The following is a 16,103-nucleotide window of genomic DNA, read 5'->3' as shown; positions in this document are numbered from 1 at the left end:
GTCAGCAGATTGCCTGGTTGATGATGCCGTATTGCAGGTAATGCGCGTCCTGTGCGCCGCTCGCGGGCTCGCCCGGCGTGGCGGGGCGGACCATTTTGACGACCGTGTCCACGCGCGGCAAGCCCAACTGTTCCAGCCACTCCGTCAGACCGCTATCGCCGGGGGTATCGATACGCACGAACACGCCTTCATTCAGCGCCAGCCAGTGACTGATGAGCGCCTTGGCGCGGCTCGAATCCTCGGAGGCGGGCGCGACCACTGGACCGATCGCAAAGCCGCGTCCGAAGCGGCGAAACAGTGCGAAGCCGATCAGTTCGCCGTCGCGATCGAGCGCAATGCCGTCGGCGGTGCCGAGCAGCGCGGGCAGGACTTCGCCGCGATCCAGACCGCTGGCCCGCGACGCCAGTTCGACCAGCCGCGCGGTGTCGCTCGAACCGAGCGGGCGCAAACGCTCGCCCGGCGGCAGCGACACGAGCGGTGGCTGGAACGCCGCGCCCTGATGCTGGTCGAGTGTGCCGGCCGCGCGAAAGCCGAGCTTTTCATAGAGCGGCTGGCCGGCGGTGGTGGCGTGCAGGAACGTGACGCGGCCGCCCAGTTCGTCCAGCACCAGGTCCATCAACTTTCTGCCGATACCGCGCCCCTGGCTTGCCGGCGACACGATCACCATGCCGAGCGAGGCGCACTCGGCGCCGTATTTCCAGCACAGGGCGGTGCCGATCACGCCGCTCGCGTCTTCCGCGACGAAACCCACGCCCAGCTGCGCGACGAATCTCCAGTCGTCCGCGCGATGCGGCCATTTGAGTTCGACCGTCAACGCGTGTGCGGCGGCGATGTCGTCGAGGGTGAAGCGTCTATAGGTAATCGAATCGGACACGCCGTACTCCCTGATTGACTGAAGGCTTACGCCGTCACTGTGTCATCCGGTGCGCGGTGTGACTAGGACGATCTTTTTATCGCGGGCCCCGGAAAGAGCCCCGTTCAAATTCGATGCAAAACGCCAGGTCTGGGCGCGCATTACAGGTGAGTTCTGCTGCGTGGCGATTTTTGTCGGCGACATATGCCAGGCCCGCGGCTCTACGATTTTGTCATGGCGGCGGCGTTCACGAAACGCACCGCACGGACCACCATCCAGTCACACAGGAAACCTTGCTCATGGACAGCTTCAATCCGGACGACGTCGCGATTCGCAGCGGCCATTACATCGGCGGTGAATATGTAGATGTAGAGGCGGGCGAGCGCCGCATCGAAGTGGCGCGGCCGTCGGACGGCGTGGTGTACGCGTCGGTGCCGCTCGCCGATGCCGGCATGGTGGACCGCGCGGTCGAGAACGCGTGGCAGGCTTTCAAGCACTGTGGCTGGGCGCGCATGGCGCCGCGTGAGCGCGCGAAGATCCTGCGCCGCTTCGCCGAGCTGGTCGAAGCCGATGCGCCGACGCTCGGCAGACTCGAAGCGCTCGGCTCGACGCGCCCGATTGCGCAGGCAATCGGTTGGGACGTGCCGTTCACCGCCGAGGGCATTCGCTTTTACGCCGAGTTCGCCGACAAGCTGGGCGGCGACGTCGCGGCCACGGATCACGATCATCTCGGCATGACGATCGCCGAGCCGTACGGCGTGATCGGCGCGATCGCACCGTGGAATTTCCCGCTGGTCATGGCCTCGTGGAAGATCGCGCCCGCGCTTGCGGCGGGCAATGCGGTGGTGCTGAAGCCTTCGGAGATGACGCCGTTCTCGGTCCTGCGGCTCGCCGAACTGGCGGTGCGGGCGGGCGTGCCCGCGGGCATCTTCAACGTGATTCAGGGCGATGGGCGCGTGACCGGCGACGAACTGGTGCGTCATCCGAAGATCAGCAAGGTCACTTTCACGGGTTCCACGCGCACCGGCGCGTCGATCATGGCCGCGTGTGCGAACAGCGGCACCAAGCCGGTCACGCTCGAACTGGGCGGCAAGAGCCCGCAAATCGTTTTCGCCGACGCGCCGCGTCTGGACGACGTGGCGCGCCGCATCGCCGGCGCGATCACGGGCAACGCGGGGCAAGTGTGCGTGGCGGGCTCGCGTCTGCTCGTTGAGCGAAGTCTCGCCGAGCCGCTTGCCGAGCGCATCGGCAAGATCTTCGCCGAGCTGAAGCCCGGCGCGACATGGGCCGCCGGCACCACGCTTTCGCCGATCATCTCGGCGCCGCAGGCGGCGCGCATCGAAGGCATCGTGGGACGCACGCTGGAAGCCGGCGCGACGCTGCGCTACGGCGGCGTCCGTGCCGACGGCGGCGCGGACGGCGCGTTCTACAGCCCGACCTTGCTGACGGACGTCACGGCGCACTCCGAAGCGGTACGCGAAGAAGTCTTCGGGCCGGTGCTGACGCTGCAAACCTTCGATACCGAAGAAGAAGCGCTCGCGCTCGCGCAGCATCCCGAGTACGGCCTCGCGGCTGGTGTGCATACCGCCGACCTCGGCCGGGCGCTGCGTTTCGTGCGCGGACTCGAAGCGGGCACGGTGTGGGTCAACCGTTATGGCCGCACCTCGGACTTCATGATTCCCACGGGCGGCTTCAAGCGTTCCGGCATCGGCAAGGACCTGGGCCGCCAGGCCTACGAGGCCAACCTGCGTTTCAAGAGCGTCTTGATCGACCTGCGCGCCTGATCGCGTGTCATCCGCCTGGCATGCCGGCCGCAAACCCATCATGGGCAAGGCTTTCAGGCCGATCGCCGCATTCTGTGCTGTCCGCGGCCTCAAAACGCCTGGTTTGTGTCACCAGCCATGCCCTAATCAGGAACATCTATGTTTTTGCGCTGATTAAATCTTTAACAGGAATGAGCTTTTGCCTGTTTTCGCCAATGAGCTCCGACAGCGAGTTCACCATCACGATAGGACTGCACCATGATCGAATTCGAACCGAAATACATCACCTTCGACTGCTACGGCACGCTGACGAAATTCCACATGGCCGACATGACGCGCGAACAGTACGGCCACTTGCTGAACGGCGAAGACCTGGAAAAGCTCATCGCGTTTTACTCGGGCTATCGTCGCGATGAAGTGCTCGGTGCGTGGAAGCCGTACCGCGAGGTGGTGGTCAATGCGCTACGCCGTGCCTGCAAGCGCATGAACGTCGAATTCAACGAAGCGGGCGCCCAGAGCATCTATGAAGCAGTGCCGACGTGGGGTCCGCATCCGGACGTGCCGGAAGGCGTCGCTCGTCTGGCGAAGAAGTACAAGCTGGTGATTCTCTCGAACGCTTCGAACAACCAGATCCAGAGCAATGTCGACAAGCTCGGCGCGCCGTTCCATAAGGTCTTCACGGCGGAGCAGGCGCAGTCGTACAAGCCGCGCATGCAAGGCTTCGAATACATGTTCGATCAGCTCAACTGCAATCCGGAAGACGTGCTGCACGTGTCGTCGAGCCTGCGCTATGACCTGATGACCGCGCACGACCTGGGCATCAAGCACAAGGTGTTCGTCAAGCGCGGCCACGAACCGTCGACGCCGTACTACCAGTACTACGAGGTCAACGACATTCCGCATCTGGCTTCGGAACTCGGCCTGTAAGCGCCGTTTTTTCACGCCCTAAAGACTGCCTGCCGCCTCGCTCATTGCCCATCTCAAGGACAGACCGGATGAAGCTCGATTCCTACTGGCTCGACACCGCGCCGCCACTGCTGTCGGCGTGCGAGGGTCCGGTCGACGGCCAGACCGATGTGGTGGTGATCGGCGGCGGCTTCACCGGACTGTCGGCGGCGCAAGCGTTGGGTAAGCGCGGCGCCGCGGTGACCGTGCTCGACGCGGGCCGCATCGGCGGCGGCGCGTCCGGGCGCAACGGCGGACAGGTCAATACCGGGGTCGCGCAGGACTTCGTCGCGCTGGTCGCGCAACTCGGTGTGGAGCGCGCGAGCGCCTGCTACCGCGCGTTTTCGGATGCGGTCGACACGGTCGAGCGGTTGATCCGCGAGGAAAACATCGACTGCAATTACATTGCGACCGGCAAGCTGAAGCTGGCCTCCAAGCCGCATCACTTTGCGCATCTGGAGAAGACGGCGGAGGCAATCCGCCGTGAAGTCGATACGGATATCGAACTGATCGACCGCAGCCGTATCCGCAGCGAAATTCAATCCGACAGTTTTTACGGCGGATTGCTGCAACGGCACGGCGGCCAGATGCATATGGGCAAGTTCACCGTCGGTCTCGCCGAGGCCGCGGTGCGCCGCGGCGCCAAGTTGTATGAGAACGCGGCGGTCACCGCTATCGTGAAAGACGGCGGCGGCTTTCGCATCACCACGGCGCGCGGCGAAGTGCGCGCGAAGCAGGTGCTGATCGCGACCGGCCCGTCGCGGCATGGGCCGTTTGGTTGGTATCGGCGGCGTCTCGCGCCGGTCGGTTCGTTCATCGTCGTGACGGAGCCCGTGTCGCCGGAGTTGCTGGCGCAAGTGTTTCCGAACCGGCGCGCGTATACCACTACACGTCTGATGCACAACTACTTCCGCGTGACGCCCGATTCGCGTTTGCTGTTCGGCGGCCGCGCGCGCTTCACGGCGTCCGAGCGGCCGTCCGATGCGAAGAGCGGACGCATCCTGCAGGAAGGCCTCGCCGCGATGTTCCCGATGCTCGCTAGCGCGCGCATCGACTATTGCTGGGGCGGTCTGGTGGATATGAGCGCCGATCGTTTGCCGCACGCCGGCCAGCACGACGGCATCTATTTTTCTATGGGCTACAGCGGTCACGGCACGCAAATGTCGACGCACATGGGCCAGGTGATGGCCGACGTGATGGACGGCCATGAAGACCAGAATCCGTGGCGCGAGTCGGAGTGGCCCGCGATTCCCGGCCATACCGGCAAACCCTGGTTCCTGCCGCTCGTGGGCACGTACTACCGCATCAAGGACATTTTTTATTGATCGTTCGTTGTTCGATTGGCAATTAAAACCACGCAGCCAAGTCTGCTCAACCCCATTGCTCACCCTCGCGGAGAAGTTCGATGAATAAGGAAAACTCGCAACATGGCGCTCTTCATCTCGGCAGCGAGTTGGAGCGGTTGACCGCCAAAGGTGCGTCGCGGCGCGGTGTGCTGCGCGCGATGGCCGCAGCCGGGATGATGTCAGTGACAGGCGCCGGTCTTCTGACCGCTAGCGGTGAGGCCCTGGCGCAAGCCAAGCCGAAGCAGGGCGGCAAGATCCGCGTGGCGACGCAGTCCGCCTCCGCGGCCGATACGCTCGATCCCGCGAAGGGCGCGCTCGGCACCGACTACGTTCGTGGCTTCATGTTCTACAACTGCCTGACCGAGCTCGACCCGCATCTCGGCGCGAAGATGTCGCTGGCGACCTCGCTCGATACGAAAGACGCGACCGTGTGGGTCGTCAAGCTGCGCAACGGCGTGCAGTTCCACGACGGCAAAGCGCTCGCCCCGGCCGACGTGGTGTACTCGATCATGCGCCACAAGGATCCGGCGACCGCTTCGAAAGCGAAGACACTGGCCGACCAGATCAAGGAAGTGAAGGCGACCGGCCCGAACGAAGTGACCATCACGCTGGACGGCCCGAACGCCGATCTGCCGGTGATTCTCGCCACCTCGCATTTCCAGATCATCAAGGACGGCACCAAGGATTTCAAAACGGCGGTCGGCACGGGCCCGTTCAAGCTCAAGGAATTCTCGCCGGGCGTGCGCACCGTCGGTGTGAAAAACGAGAAGTACTGGAAGCCGGGCATGCCGCATCTCGACGAGGTCGAACTGATCGGCATCGGCGACGAATCGGCGCGCGTGAACGCGCTGCTCTCCGGCGACGTGCAACTGATCAACGCGGTGAGCCCGCGTTCGACCGCGCAGATCAAAGGCGCCGGCGGCTTCTCCGTGCTGGAGACGAAGACCGGCTTGTACACCGATCTGATCGTGCGCGACGAAGGCGGCCTGACCGGCAACGACGATTTCCGGCGCGGCATGATGTACCTGCAGGACCGCGAGCAGATGCGCCGCGCGATCTTCCAGGGTTACGGCACGATCGGCAACGACCAGCCGATCGATCCGACCAACAAGTACTACCTCGCCGGCTTGCCGCAGCGCGCCTTCGATCCGGACAAGGCGAAGTTCCATTTCCAGAAGGCCAAGGTCGGCAGCGCGCCGATCCAGATCTTCGCGTCGCCGGCTGCGGAAGGCTCGGTTGAAATGGCGATGTTCCTTCAGCAGGTCGCGCCGCAAGCCGGCTTGAATCTGCAGGTCTCGCGCGTGCCGGCCGACGGCTACTGGTCGAACCACTGGATGAAGCATCCGCTGGGTTTCGGCAACATCAACGCGCGGCCGAGCGCCGACGTGATCTTCACGCAGTTCTTCAAGTCGGACGCACCGTGGAACGAAGCGAACTGGAAAAGCCCGAAGTTCGACCAGATGCTGGTGGCCGCGCGCGGCGAACCGGACGACGCCAAGCGCAAGAAGATCTACGGCGACATGCAGGTGCTGGTGCATGAAACGGGCGGTATCGGCATTCCTCTGTTCCAGAGTTCGCTCGACGCGTATACGAACAAGCTGAAGGGCCTCGGCTCGATTCCGCTTGCCGGGCTGATGGGCTTCATGTTCGCGGAAAACGTCTGGCTCGAAACCTGAGCCGGACCCAGGTCACACCCTGCAACACGCGCGCCGCGGATCGAGCGGCGCGCGGCTTTAACTGCAACTCCGTTGCATGGGACCAGAGTAAGCGCTAAACCGCTAACTCTGGTCGACAGAGGAGACTCACGATGAAAGCACATGCGCAACGTCTCATCGCCGCACGCCTCGGCCTCGCGCTGCTCACGCTGCTGCTGGTGTCGGCGGTCGTGTTCGCCATCACCGGGCTGCTTCCCGGCGACGCGGCCCAGCAGGCGCTCGGCCAGGCGGCGACCCCCGAAGCCGTGGCCGCCTTGCGGCATCAGTTCGGCCTCGACCAGCCCGCGCTGCAACGCTACTTCGTGTGGCTTCTTCACGTGGTGAGCGGCAACTTCGGCACGTCACTATCGAACAATCTCCCCGTCAGTCAACTGATCGCGACGCGCCTGCCGAATTCGCTGGTGCTGGCCGGTCTGACGGCGCTGGTCTCGGTGCCGGTGGCGCTGTTGATCGGCATTTCGTCGGCGATGTTCCGCGGCTCGCTGCTCGATCGCACGCTCAACGTGCTGACCCTCTCCACGGTGGCCGTGCCGGAATTCCTGATCGCGACGATCGCCGTGCTGATCTTTGCCGTCAAGCTGCGCTGGCTGCCGGCGCTGTCGTATCTGTCGGAGGTGCATTCGTTCGGCGCGCTGCTGCGCATCTACGCGATGCCGGTGATGACGCTGTGCTGCGTGCTGGTCGCGCAGATGGCGCGCATGACGCGCGCCGCTGTGCTCGATCAGCTGAATTCGTCGTATGTGGAAATGGCCTTGCTCAAGGGCGCCTCGCCGGTGCGCGTGGTGTGGCGGCATGTGTTGCCGAACACCATCGGCCCGATTGCCAACGCCGTGGCGCTGAGCCTGTCGTATCTGTTCGGCGGCGTAGTGATCGTCGAGTCGATCTTCAACTATCCCGGTCTCGCGAGCCTGATGGTGGACGCGGTGACCAACCGTGACATGCCGCTCGTGCAGGGCTGCGTGATGGTGTTCTGCGCGGCGTATCTCGCGCTCGTGCTGATCGCCGACCTGTGTCAAATCATATCCAACCCGAGGCTGCGTCGATGATGAGCCAACCTACCAATCCCCACCACGTGCCTCACGCCGGCACGGAGCTGTACGACGTGCGCCGTGACGAAGTGGTCGTCGAACCGGCTCCTGTTGAAGCGCAGGCGCTGAAACACGGCGTGCTCAAACGCCTCGTGCACCGCTTCTCCATACTCGGCCTGATCGGTCTGCTGATGGTGGCGTTCTGGCTGCTGGTCGCGTTCATCGGACCGCTGGTCGCGCCATACAAAGGCGGCGCGCTGACCTCGACGGAAATTTTCGGCCGCTACAGCGCGGCCTATCCGCTCGGCACCGACTATCTGGGCCGCGACATGCTCAGCCGGATTCTCTACGGCGCGCGCTACACGGTCGGCCTCGCGCTTGCCGCGGCGGTGCTCGCCAGCGTGATCGGCACGTTCTTCGGGCTGCTCGCGGCGGTGTCGGGCCGCTGGGTCGATGAAATCCTGAGCCGTCTGTTCGACGCGCTCATTTCGATTCCGAGCAAGGTGTTCGCGCTCGTCGTGATCGCCGCGTTCGGTTCGTCGATCCCGATGCTGATGACGGTGGCCGCGGTGGCCTACATTCCCGGCGCGTTCCGCATTTCGCGCTCGCTCGCGGTGAACGTGATGGGCCTCGAATACGTGCAGGTGGCGAGAGCGCGCGGCGAAGGCATTTTCTATATTGCGCGGGTCGAGGTGCTGCCCAACATGATTCATCCGATGCTCGCCGATTTCGGTCTGCGCTTCGTGTTCATCGTGCTGCTGCTGAGCGGGCTGAGCTTCCTCGGTCTCGGCGTGCAGCCGCCGAACGCCGATTGGGGTTCGCTCGTGCGCGAGAACATCGGCGGCCTGTCGGAAGGCGCGCCCGCCGTGCTGATGCCGGCCGTCGCGATCGCGACGCTGACCATCGGCATGAATCTGCTGATCGACAACCTGCGGCGTCGCAGCCGTAGCCACGGAGGTGCGTGATGGCTGATCGCGACATGATCGAAGTGAAGGGCTTGAGAGTCGTCGCGGGGGCCGCGCCGGGGCCGGTGACGGAGATCGTCAAGGGTGTCGATTTTTCGGTGAAAAAGGGCGAAGTGCTCGCACTGATCGGCGAGTCCGGTTCGGGCAAGACCACCATCGCGCTGTCGCTGCTCGGCTATGCGCGTGCGGGCTGCGCGATCAGCGGCGGATCGGTGCGCATCGGCGAGCTCGAGGTGTTGTCGCTCGACGCGAAGGGCCGCCGCGCGTTGCGCGCGCGCACCGTGGCGTATGTCGCGCAGAGCGCGTCGGCCGGCTTCAATCCGGCGCGTACGATCATGGATCAGGTCACCGAACCGGCGCTGCTGCATCACCTCATGACGAAAGAAGCGGCGCGCGCCAAGGCGATCGGGCTGTTCCGCTCGCTCGCGCTGCCCGCGCCGGAAACGATCGGCGAGCGCTATCCGCATCAGGTGTCCGGCGGCCAGTTGCAGCGTTTGATGGCGGCGATGGCCTTGATCACCGATCCGGCCGTCGTCGTGTTCGACGAGCCGACCACCGCGCTCGACGTCACCACGCAGATCGAAGTGCTCGCGGCCTTCAAGAAGGTGATTCGCGAACTCGGCACTACAGCCGTGTACGTGTCGCACGATCTGGCGGTGGTTGCGCAAATGGCGGACCGCATCGTCGTGTTGAACGGCGGCGCGGTGAAGGAGAACGGCGCGGTCGCGCAAGTGCTCGACGCGCCGGTGGATGCGTACACGCGTCAGTTGCTGGCGGCCACGCGTCGTCCTGAAGCCGTGCTGACGTTGCCGCCGAACCTGGGCAAACATGTGCCGCCGCTGCTGGAGATTCGCGGACTGTCCGCGGGCTATGGCCGCATCGACCGCCACGGCGCGCCCGCCGTGCGAGTGCTGGACGACGTCAGTCTGTCGATTCCGCGCGGCAGCACGCTCGGCGTGATCGGCGAATCCGGCTCCGGCAAGACGACGCTCGCGCGCGTGGTGGCGGGTCTCGTCGACCGGGCGCGCGGCGAGGTGCTGTTCAACGGCGAACCGCTGCCGGCGCAAATCTCGCGCCGCACGCCGGAGCAGTATCGGCAGATTCAGATCGTGTTTCAGAACGCCGACACGGCGCTCAACCCGAGCCATTCGATCGCCGATATTCTCGGCCGGCCGCTCGCGTTCTATCACCATCTGCGCGGCTCGGCAGCGAAGAAGCGCATGCTGGAACTGCTCGATCTGGTGAAGCTGCCGGCCGGCATCGCCACACGCACGCCGGCCGGACTGTCCGGCGGCCAGAAGCAGCGCGTGAATCTGGCGCGTGCGCTCGCCGCCGATCCCGCCTTGATTCTGTGCGACGAAGTGACCTCCGCGCTCGACACGGTGGTCGGTGCGGCGATCCTCGATCTGCTCGCCGAATTGCGGCGCGAACTCGGCGTGTCGTACATGTTCATCAGCCACGATATTTCGACGGTGCGCGCGATCTGCGACGAAGTGATCGTGCTGTATGCGGGGCATCGTGTGGAAGCGGGCCAGCGCGAGGTGCTCGCGGCGCCGCCGTATCACCCGTACACGGGCTTGCTGGTGGATTCGGTGCCGGCATTGAAACCCGGCTGGCTCGACGCGCGCCGTGACATCGTCGCCACTGCCTTGCCGGCGATGGGCGAGAGTGCCGACGTTGCCGAGTTGTGCTCGTTCCGCGCGCGTTGTCCGGTGCGTATCGACGGCAAGTGCAACATGACGCCGCCCTCGTTGAAGAAGCTGCCTTCCGGCGCGGAGATTCTGTGCCACCATCCGGTCGCCGAACTGAACCGTTTGCAGACGGTGGAGGTGACCCCGGCATGAGCGGACGATTCGTGCGCCTTGCGGAAACGGGCCGCAAGACCTTTCCGATTACCGTGGACGGCGTCGTGCGCGAGGCCGCCGAAGGCGACACGCTGATGGTCGCGTTGCTCACCGGCACGGCCACCTTGCGCGATTCCGAATTCGGCGACGGCCGGCGCGCCGGTTTCTGTCTGATGGGCGCCTGCCAGGACTGCTGGGTGTGGACCGCGCAAGGCGAGCGCGTGCGTGCGTGCAGCACGCCGGCCGTGCCGGGCATGTCGATCGTTACGAAGCTGGCGGAAGCCGGGGAGGGCGTATGGCCCCGCGCGTAGTCATCATCGGGGCCGGGCCGGCGGGCGTGCGCGCGGCGCAGGCGCTGGTCGAAGCGGGGCTGCGGCCTGTCGTGGTCGACGAAGGGCGGCGTGACGGCGGGCAGATTTATCGACGTCAGCCGGAAGGGTTTTCGCGCAGCTACGAGACGCTTTATGGCACCGAGGCCGAGCGTGCCGCGTCGCTGCATCAGAGCTTCGATGCGTTGAAGAGCCGCATCGACTATCTGCCGGAGACGCTGGTCTGGAACATCTCGCCGAATACCGTACATCTGGTGAGCGGCACGCGCTATCACACGCTCGTGTTTGACGCGCTGATCGTCTGCAGCGGCGCGACGGACCGGCTGATGCCGGTCAAGGGCTGGCACCACGCGGGCACTTATAGCCTCGGCGGCGCGCAGGTCGCGTTGAAATCGCAAGGCTGCGCGATCGGTTCCCGCATTGTCATGATGGGCAGCGGTCCGCTGCTGTATCTCGTGGCCGCGCAGTACGTGAAGGCGGGCGCGCAGGTTGCCGCGGTGCTCGACACCTCGACGTTCATGCAGCGCGTGGCCGCGCTGCCGCGCCTGCTGGCGATTCCCGCCGCGCTCAGAAAAGGCATTGTGTTGACGCGTGTGCTGTCCGACGCGCGTGTGCCGGTTCATCACGGCGTAGAGCCGCTCGAAATTAAAGGCTCGCCGCAAGACGGCGTGAACGCGGTTGAAGTCGCGCTACCCGGCGGCCAGCGCCTCGAACTCAAGTGCGATGCCGTCGCGCTCGGTTATCACTTGCGGCCCGAGACGCAACTCGCCGATCTCGCCGGTTGCCGCTTCCTGTTCGACGAAAACGCTCGGCAGTGGCTGCCGCAAATCGACGCCGACGGCCGCAGCAGCATCAAAGGCGTCTATCTGGCGGGCGACGGCGCACGCGTGCGCGGCGCCGACGCGGCGGAATGCTCCGGCCGGCTCGCGGCGCTGGCCGCCTTGCAGGATCACGGCCTACCGGTCAATGGCGTGGAGCGCTTGCGCGCCGAACTCGCGCGTTTCTCACGATTTGCCGCGGGCTTGCGTGAAGCCTTCCCGTGGCCGGCGAAATTCGCCGCGTCGCTGCCGGACGAAACGATAGTTTGCCGATGTGAAGCGATCACGGCCGGCGAATTGCGCCGCGTGGTGCAGGCGACCGGCGCTAAAGAGGCCAATCGCGCGAAGGCGTTTTCGCGCGTCGGCATGGGCCGTTGCCAGGGACGCTATTGCGGCCACGCGGGCGCGGAGATCATCGCGGCGGCCGCATGTGTGCCGCTGTCTTCAGTGGGACGGCTGCGCGGCCAGGCGCCGGTCAAACCGCTGCCCGTGGCGCTGACCGAAGAGGTGAGCGACGAGGTCAGCAAATGAGCGCGACGACCCGCAACGAAGCCGATGTGATCGTGATCGGCGGCGGCATCATGGGAACGACGACGGCGTTCTTCCTGCGCCAGCGCAACCGCTCGGTGATTCTGCTCGAACGCGGACTCACCGGACAGCAGGCGAGCGGCGTGAACTTCGGCGGCATTCGCCGTCAAGGCCGCGCGCTGCCGCAACTGGCGATGGCCAACCGCGCGCTGCGCACGTGGCAACGCTCGGCGGAACTGCTCGGCGAGGACATCGAGTTTCTGCCGTCGGGCCACACGCGCGTGTGCTACCACCAGAAGGACGTCGAGAATTTCGATCAATACGCCATCGACGCGCGCGCCTACGGTCTCGAACTCGAAGTGCTGCATGGCGAAGCCATGTTCAGGCGTTTTCCGTTTCTCGGCCGCGAGGTGCTGGCGGCTTCGATCTCGCCGCTCGACGGCCACGCCAATCCGCGCCTCGCCGCGCCCGCGTTCGGCCGCGCGGCGGCGCGGCTCGGCGCGCAGGTGATCGAAGACGCGGAGATCGTGCGCGTCGAAAAAGACGGCAGCCGGTTTCGCGTGGAAAGCGCGCGCGGCGACGTGTACTGGGCGGCGCAACTCGTGATCTGCGCGGGCGCGTGGGCGAGCCGGCTGACCGAACAGTTCGGCGAACACGTGCCGCTGACCGCGCGCGGGCCGCAAATGTGCGTGACCGAACCGGTGCCCTACGTGTTCAAGTCGTCGATGGGCGTGTTCACGTCGATCAAGGAAGAGAGCATTTACTTTCGCCAGATTCCGCGCGGCAACATCATCGTCGGCGGCGGTCCGGCCGGTCCCGCCGACGCCGTGACGAGCCGCGCCTCGGTGCTGCCGGTCAACACCGTGCGGCAAATGGCGCAGATGCGTCGGCTCGTGCCCGCGTTGGCGCCGCTGCATGTGATTCGCGTGTGGAGCGGCGTGGAAAGCTATTTGCCCGACAGCGAGCCGGTGATCGGTCCGAGCGGCCAGGTCGACGGTTTGTTCTACGCGTTCGGCTTCAGCGGGTCGGGTTTTCAGATCGGGCCGGGCGTCGGCGAGACGCTGGCGGAGCTCGTCGATACGGGCAGCACGGCGATTCCTCTCGACGCGTTTTCCATCCGGCGTTTCACGACACAACCGGCGGCCCGCTCGAGCATCGTGACGTCATGAAACAGTCCATCAGCCTCAATGCCGCCCGCGCCTTCATCGAAGCCCATTTCGACGAACCGGTGACGCTCGCCCAACTCGCCGCGCTGTCCGCGCTCAGCGTGTCGCGCTTCGCCACGGTGTTCCGGCAGCAATACGGATCGTCGCCGTATCGCTATCTGTGCGGCCTGCGGATTCAGCGCGCGCAGACGCTGTTGCTCGAAGGCGTGCCGGGATCGGTCGTCGCGACGGAGGTGGGCTTCTTCGACCAGAGCCATTTCGGCCGCCATTTCAAGCGATGCTGCGGCATGACGCCCAGCATGTTCATCGCGCGCGCCGCAGCCAATGCGGCGCGGCATGGCGGCGCGAGTGGTTCGATCGGCTTGAGTGGCGCGTCTACGGCGTCGCGTTCAGCTTCCGCCATAACGTCGTCTTGCTGATGCCGAGCGCCTCGCAGACCGCGTCGCGATCGCCGTCGTGCGCGGCAAGCGCGGTGCGAATTTCGTCGACTTCCACGTGACGGCTGCGTTCGCGCAGGGTTAAGGCTGACTTCTTCGCACGCGCGTGCGGCTCGACGATTTCAGGCGCGACCGTGCGCAACATGTCGCGTGTGAGAACGGGTTCGGTGGCGTCTTCGGGCAGTGCGTCTACGTCCACGTCGGCGAGTTCGACCGCGATCCGTTCGATCACGTTCTGCAATTCGCGCACGTTGCCAGGCCACGCGTAACGCTTGAATGGCTCGTCGAGCGCGGCGAGCAGGCGTTCGGCGGCGGCCGCGTCCGGCAGGCGCGCCGCGAGCCTCGGTTCGCGCGCCGCGGCTTGCAATAGCAGTTCGACGGCGAGCGGCAGCAGGTCGGTCGGCCGCTCGCGCAGCGGCGGCAGCGCGATGCTCAGAATGTTGAGCCGGTAGTAGAGGTCGGCGCGAAAGCTGCCCGCTTCGATGCCCTCGGTCAACGCGCGATGCGTCGCCGCGACCACGCGGATATCGACCCGCGTCGGCTCCGTCGAACCGAGCCGCACGACTTCGCGCTCTTGCAACACGCGCAGGAGCCGGCTTTGCAACGACAACGGCATCTCGCCGATTTCATCGAGAAACAATGTGCCGCGGTGCGCCACTTCGATCAGCCCCGCCTTGCCGCCCTTGCGCGCGCCGGTGAACGCGCCTTCCTCGTAGCCGAACAGTTCGCTCTCCAGCAGCGCCTCGGGAAACGCGCCGCAATTGATCGCGACGAACGCGAAGTCGCGCCGCGCGCTCAACTGATGCATGCTCTGCGCGACCATCTCTTTACCCGTGCCGCTTTCGCCGAGAATCAGCACGGTGGCGTCCGATCGGGCATAACGCCGCACGAGCGCGCGCACCCGTTCGATCGATTCGGACGCGCCGACGATATCGTCGAGCCGGTAACGCGCGCTGAACTGCTGCACGCGCTGGCGTGAACGCAGCGTCCGGTCGAGCCGTTCGACCGCCCGCGATTCCTGAAACGTCAGCACGGTGCCCGCCGCCGCGCTGCTGCTGGCAAGCGGCCCGCGATGCACGACATAGCTCACGCCACGTACCGTGCATAACGTGTCGCCGTCCGCGTCCGGCAGGCTGCCGGCGAGATCGGGCGCGAGTTCGAGCAGCACGCGGCCCACGGCATTCGCCGCGTCGAGGCCGAGCACGCCGGCGAGGCGCTGGTTCATCGCTTCGACGCGGCCTTGCGCGTCGAGCGCGACGACGCCGTCGCGCAGATGCTGCAGCAGATTGTCGAGCCGTTGACGCCGGATCGTTTCGCGGCGCGTGGCCTGCGCGACTTCGAGCGCGGTGTCGAAGGCCGCGCGCACCGACGCGCGCGAATACAAAAATACCGCCCCCATGCCGGCATTCGCGGCGAGATCGGTGACGAGTCCTGGGCCGACCACCACGTCGATGCCGCGATCGCGCAGATCGAGCACGACGCTCTCCGCGTCCTGCGCCGATTGATAGGAAGCGAACGTGACGTCGAGTGCGTAGGAGGTCGCGAAACGCCGCACTTCGTCAGGCGTATTGCCGTGTGTGACGAGCGCGACCTTCGCGCCGTCGCGGCGCGCTCGCGCGAGCGCATGCATCACGTCGAAGCCGGTCGGGCCGATCAGCACGACCGGCACCGATACGCGCGTCTTCAGATACGCGCCGTTCGAGCCGCCGGCAATCACCACATCCGGACGGCCCGCGCCTGCGGCGTCGACTTCGCGCACGGCGTCTTCGAAGCCGTGCGCGACGATACGCAGGTCCGCGCGTTCGACATATTCGCCGGCGATGTCGAAAAACAGATCGCGCAGGCGGCTGATGCTGACGGCCCAGATGCGGGGGCGCTGGGCCGGTTCGAAAAGAGGTGTGCTCAAGGCTGGGCGGCTCGCGGCGGGGGGAGAACGTCCGCCTATTATGCGCGCATCCATTTCCAATTTGAAACTCGCATTTCAGTTATGAAACGAAATGCAAACCATCGTGGACGTCCGTCTTTTGTGAAATCAGGCACTTAGCGTGCGTCGGAGCGGCTGGCCCATTCTTTGCTCTTAAGGCTGCGGTCAAAGCATCCCCCCATGCATCAGGAGACGAACTCATGAGCGAAGCAGACAACAGCACGCCGAACGCAGGCGCATTCAAACCGAAGAAGTCCGTCGCCCTGTCCGGCGTGACGGCGGGCAACACGGCGCTCTGCACGGTCGGCAAGACCGGCAACGACCTGCACTACCGCGGCTACGACATTCTCGATATCGCCAGCGCCTGCGAATTCGAAGAGATCGCGTACCTGCTCGTGCACGAAAAGCTGCCGACCCAGGCCGAACTGACCGCCTACAAGAC

The 16,103-nt window shown here is 65.5% G+C and carries 14 protein-coding genes; 12 read left to right on the top strand and 2 right to left on the bottom strand.

What is annotated here, in order from left to right:
- Position 1 precedes the first annotated feature (1 nt).
- On the bottom strand, positions 2 to 874 hold the full coding sequence (locus tag P0D73_RS40960; RefSeq protein ID WP_408177851.1) for a GNAT family N-acetyltransferase: 873 nt from the start codon (positions 872 to 874) through the stop codon (positions 2 to 4).
- Positions 875 to 1,152: 278 nt separating this feature from the next.
- On the opposite strand from P0D73_RS40960, the gene P0D73_RS40955 reads away from it, so the two are divergent.
- The 11 genes from P0D73_RS40955 (at position 1,153) to P0D73_RS40905 (ending at position 13,719) form a co-directional block, all read left to right on the top strand.
- Positions 1,153 to 2,637: an aldehyde dehydrogenase family protein gene (locus tag P0D73_RS40955; RefSeq protein WP_408177852.1), complete on the top strand. Its 1,485-nt coding sequence runs from the start codon at positions 1,153 to 1,155 to the stop codon at positions 2,635 to 2,637.
- A 237-nt stretch (positions 2,638 to 2,874) separates the two neighbouring features.
- Positions 2,875 to 3,543, top strand: coding sequence for a haloacid dehalogenase type II (locus P0D73_RS40950; RefSeq protein WP_408177853.1), 669 nt, complete (start codon positions 2,875 to 2,877; stop codon positions 3,541 to 3,543).
- Positions 3,544 to 3,611: 68 nt separating this feature from the next.
- On the top strand, positions 3,612 to 4,886 hold the full coding sequence (locus P0D73_RS40945) for an NAD(P)/FAD-dependent oxidoreductase (RefSeq protein ID WP_132381906.1): 1,275 nt from the start codon (positions 3,612 to 3,614) through the stop codon (positions 4,884 to 4,886).
- An 80-nt stretch (positions 4,887 to 4,966) separates the two neighbouring features.
- Positions 4,967 to 6,583 carry an ABC transporter substrate-binding protein gene (locus P0D73_RS40940; RefSeq protein WP_408177854.1) on the top strand — a complete coding sequence of 539 codons (1,617 nt, stop codon included), beginning with the start codon at positions 4,967 to 4,969 and terminating at the stop codon, positions 6,581 to 6,583.
- A 131-nt stretch (positions 6,584 to 6,714) separates the two neighbouring features.
- The gene (locus P0D73_RS40935; protein ID WP_132381910.1) at positions 6,715 to 7,668 is read left to right on the top strand and encodes an ABC transporter permease; all 954 of its coding nucleotides are present in this window, start codon (positions 6,715 to 6,717) and stop codon (positions 7,666 to 7,668) included.
- Positions 7,665 to 8,615 (top strand): ABC transporter permease, encoded by a 951-nt coding sequence (locus P0D73_RS40930; protein ID WP_132381912.1) that lies wholly within the window; start codon positions 7,665 to 7,667, stop codon positions 8,613 to 8,615. Before P0D73_RS40935 ends, P0D73_RS40930 begins: the two co-directional genes overlap by 4 nt.
- On the top strand, positions 8,615 to 10,459 hold the full coding sequence (locus P0D73_RS40925) for an ABC transporter ATP-binding protein (RefSeq protein ID WP_408177855.1): 1,845 nt from the start codon (positions 8,615 to 8,617) through the stop codon (positions 10,457 to 10,459). The genes P0D73_RS40930 and P0D73_RS40925 overlap by 1 nt, the downstream gene beginning before the upstream one ends.
- Complete coding sequence (locus tag P0D73_RS40920; RefSeq protein WP_408177856.1) at positions 10,456 to 10,770, top strand: (2Fe-2S)-binding protein; 315 nt, start codon at positions 10,456 to 10,458, stop codon at positions 10,768 to 10,770. The genes P0D73_RS40925 and P0D73_RS40920 overlap by 4 nt, the downstream gene beginning before the upstream one ends.
- Complete coding sequence (locus P0D73_RS40915) at positions 10,755 to 12,137, top strand: FAD/NAD(P)-dependent oxidoreductase (RefSeq protein WP_408177857.1); 1,383 nt, start codon at positions 10,755 to 10,757, stop codon at positions 12,135 to 12,137. Before P0D73_RS40920 ends, P0D73_RS40915 begins: the two co-directional genes overlap by 16 nt.
- Positions 12,134 to 13,303, top strand: coding sequence for an NAD(P)/FAD-dependent oxidoreductase (locus tag P0D73_RS40910; protein WP_408177858.1), 1,170 nt, complete (start codon positions 12,134 to 12,136; stop codon positions 13,301 to 13,303). The genes P0D73_RS40915 and P0D73_RS40910 overlap by 4 nt, the downstream gene beginning before the upstream one ends.
- On the top strand, positions 13,300 to 13,719 hold the full coding sequence (locus P0D73_RS40905) for a helix-turn-helix domain-containing protein (protein ID WP_408177859.1): 420 nt from the start codon (positions 13,300 to 13,302) through the stop codon (positions 13,717 to 13,719). The genes P0D73_RS40910 and P0D73_RS40905 overlap by 4 nt, the downstream gene beginning before the upstream one ends.
- Here P0D73_RS40905 and prpR read toward each other — a convergent pair.
- Positions 13,676 to 15,643, bottom strand: coding sequence for a propionate catabolism operon regulatory protein PrpR (prpR, locus tag P0D73_RS40900; protein WP_408177860.1), 1,968 nt, complete (start codon positions 15,641 to 15,643; stop codon positions 13,676 to 13,678). The two genes, P0D73_RS40905 and prpR, sit on opposite strands and share 44 nt — an antisense overlap.
- A gap of 218 nt (positions 15,644 to 15,861) precedes the next feature.
- On the opposite strand from prpR, the gene P0D73_RS40895 reads away from it, so the two are divergent.
- Positions 15,862 to 16,103 (top strand): citrate/2-methylcitrate synthase (locus P0D73_RS40895; RefSeq protein WP_408435596.1); only part of this gene is annotated, 242 nt, incomplete at its 3' end.

The organism is Paraburkholderia sp. RL18-101-BIB-B, from assembly GCF_046026985.1.
Lineage (GTDB): Bacteria > Pseudomonadota > Gammaproteobacteria > Burkholderiales > Burkholderiaceae > Paraburkholderia.
The sequence above is the reverse complement of the archived record's forward strand: the minus strand, read 5'-3'. Positions and strand labels throughout refer to the sequence as shown.

Bases quoted from the DNA above. Each gene is read 5' to 3' on its own strand.
- P0D73_RS40950 (WP_408177853.1), top strand. From the start codon at position 2,875: ATGATCGAATTCGAACCGAAATACATCACCTTCGACTGCTACGGCACG.
- P0D73_RS40915 (WP_408177857.1), top strand. From the start codon at position 10,755: ATGGCCCCGCGCGTAGTCATCATCGGGGCCGGGCCGGCGGGCGTGCGC.
- P0D73_RS40935 (WP_132381910.1), top strand. From the start codon at position 6,715: ATGAAAGCACATGCGCAACGTCTCATCGCCGCACGCCTCGGCCTCGCG.
- P0D73_RS40955 (WP_408177852.1), top strand. From the start codon at position 1,153: ATGGACAGCTTCAATCCGGACGACGTCGCGATTCGCAGCGGCCATTAC.
- P0D73_RS40925 (WP_408177855.1), top strand. From the start codon at position 8,615: ATGGCTGATCGCGACATGATCGAAGTGAAGGGCTTGAGAGTCGTCGCG.
- P0D73_RS40920 (WP_408177856.1), top strand. From the start codon at position 10,456: ATGAGCGGACGATTCGTGCGCCTTGCGGAAACGGGCCGCAAGACCTTT.
- P0D73_RS40940 (WP_408177854.1), top strand. From the start codon at position 4,967: ATGAATAAGGAAAACTCGCAACATGGCGCTCTTCATCTCGGCAGCGAG.
- P0D73_RS40910 (WP_408177858.1), top strand. From the start codon at position 12,134: ATGAGCGCGACGACCCGCAACGAAGCCGATGTGATCGTGATCGGCGGC.
- P0D73_RS40930 (WP_132381912.1), top strand. From the start codon at position 7,665: ATGATGAGCCAACCTACCAATCCCCACCACGTGCCTCACGCCGGCACG.
- P0D73_RS40945 (WP_132381906.1), top strand. From the start codon at position 3,612: ATGAAGCTCGATTCCTACTGGCTCGACACCGCGCCGCCACTGCTGTCG.
- P0D73_RS40905 (WP_408177859.1), top strand. From the start codon at position 13,300: ATGAAACAGTCCATCAGCCTCAATGCCGCCCGCGCCTTCATCGAAGCC.